The organism is Microbacterium sp. (genome assembly GCF_031178525.1).
Taxonomy (GTDB): domain Bacteria; phylum Actinomycetota; class Actinomycetes; order Actinomycetales; family Microbacteriaceae; genus Microbacterium.
The window spans coordinates 1-1,836 of the sequence record NZ_JAPSJA010000384.1; the positions used below are offsets into that span (position 1 = coordinate 1).

2 protein-coding genes are annotated in these 1,836 nt (G+C 70.0%); both read right to left on the reverse strand.

The window, feature by feature from the left end; genetic code table 11:
- Nucleotides 1–113 precede the first annotated feature (113 nt).
- Entirely contained in the window at nt 114–1,040 is a 927-nt protein-coding gene (locus tag RIF89_RS14660; RefSeq protein ID WP_309069807.1) for a hypothetical protein, read from the reverse strand.
- A 41-nt stretch (nt 1,041–1,081) separates the two neighbouring features.
- Nucleotides 1,082–1,774, reverse strand: a complete 693-nt coding sequence (locus RIF89_RS14665; RefSeq protein ID WP_309069808.1) for a phosphocholine cytidylyltransferase family protein — start codon at nt 1,772–1,774, stop codon at nt 1,082–1,084.
- Nucleotides 1,775–1,836: the final 62 nt, after the last annotated feature.

A 1,836-nucleotide genomic window follows, 5' to 3' on the forward strand; every position in this document is an offset into this window, starting at 1 on the left:
AAGATCGACTGGCAGGACTGGGACATCGCCGCACGGCGATGTCTCGCGGCCGAGATGAGGTCTCGCGGACCGGGCGGATCGGGCGGGATCGGGCGGATCGGGCCGAGCGGGCGTCAGGACGCGTCGGGACGCGGATCCGTCGACGCGTCGAGCTCGGCGGAGTCCGGCTCCGCCGCGCTCGTCGACGCGCGGTGCGGCAGCACGCGACCGAAGACGCCGCCGACGGCCGATCCGATCCGCCTCGCCCCGCGCAGGGCCGTGAGCTCGAGGCGGGCGGAGCCGGGCAGCGGCTCGAGTTCGGCGGGCAGGGACGTCGGGGCCGCGCCGAACGCCTTGCGCGAGGCCACGACGACACGACGGCCGAGGAGGTGGTTGCCGGCACCGCCGACCGCGGCGCCGATGCCGAAGGGCATCGCCTTGCCGATGAGAGAGGCGCCTCCCTTGGCTGCGAAGCGATGGACGAACGACTTCTTCAGCCGGTCGAGCAGCGGCCCGACGGACGCGCGCGGGAGCGACTTCGTCACGAGCTCGCCCCAGTACGCCGAGCGGGTGCCCGTGCCGGCCGCCTGATTCGCCAGCTGCTTGACGAGGTTCACGGCCTCGTCGCCCAGCATCATGGTCAGCACCAGCGCGCGTGCACGGTCCGGGGAGTCGATCGCGATGCCGTGCACCTCTGCGAGCGACTGCGCGAACAGCGCCGTTGCCTCGAGGAAGCCGATGGTCTCGGCGCTCGACAGTCCCAGCGTCACGGCGGTGCCGATGCCGGGGACCACGGCGGTGGCGCCGACCGCCGCCCCGCCGGTGGTGACGGCGGCGAGATACCGCCGCTCGAGGATGCGCACGATCTCGTCGGGCGTCGCATCCGGGTGGCGCAGCCGCACCGATCGGATGTGCGCGATCACCGCGGGCCGCTGGATCCGGATCACCCCGTCCAGGACGCGCACGAGGAACGGGTGCTCGTCGTGGCCGGCGGGCGGCAGGCCGCCCTTCCAGGGGGCATCCGGAGGGAGCGAGTGGATCTTGTGGACCTTTGCGGGCACGCGCGAGATCCTAGGCGCTGCAGACGGAAGGACCCTGAGGATCAGACGTACTCGTTGGCGTGGACCAGGTCCTCGGCCGTGTCGATCTCGACCGCGTACAGGTCGGAGATGTCCATCGGCAGGAGCTTCACACCGTCGTGCTGGATCGCCAGCTCGAGGCCGCGCTCGAAGTAGTCCTGGTCGTCGACGCGCGCGAGGTGGCGCATGAACGCCGGCTTGTCGGCGCGCGAGATGTAGTTGATGCCCACGGCCTCGCCGATGCCGCCCACGACGGTCTTCGACAGCTCGGCGATGTGGCCGGCCTCGTCGATCGTGTACTTGACCTCTTCGTCGCTGACCTTGGCGGTGTTGACCGTCACGAACGAGCGGTCCTGCTCGATCAGCGAGATCGCCCGGCCCAGCACGCGGGGGTCGAACACGACATCGCCGTTCATCCAGAGCACGCCCTTCTTGCCCGTCGCCTGGAGGGCGCGCAGCAGGCTCTTGGACGTGTTGGTCTGGTCGTATCGCTCGTTGTGCACGTAGCTGGCGTCGGGGAAGGCCTCGATGATCGTCTCGGCCCGGTAGCCGACGACCTTCGTGATCTTGACGTCCGTGCCGAACGCGGCCCGGATGTTGTCGCGCTGCTGCTGCATGATCGAGCGGCCGTCGCTCAGTTCGGTGAGCGGCTTCGGCAGCGCACGGCCCAGCCGCGAGCCCATGCCCGCGGCGAGAATGACGATTCGGAAAGACATCTGTTGCGCTCCCTGAAGTGCTGTGTTCGCGATCGGTTCACCGATCGGTCACCTCGATGTGC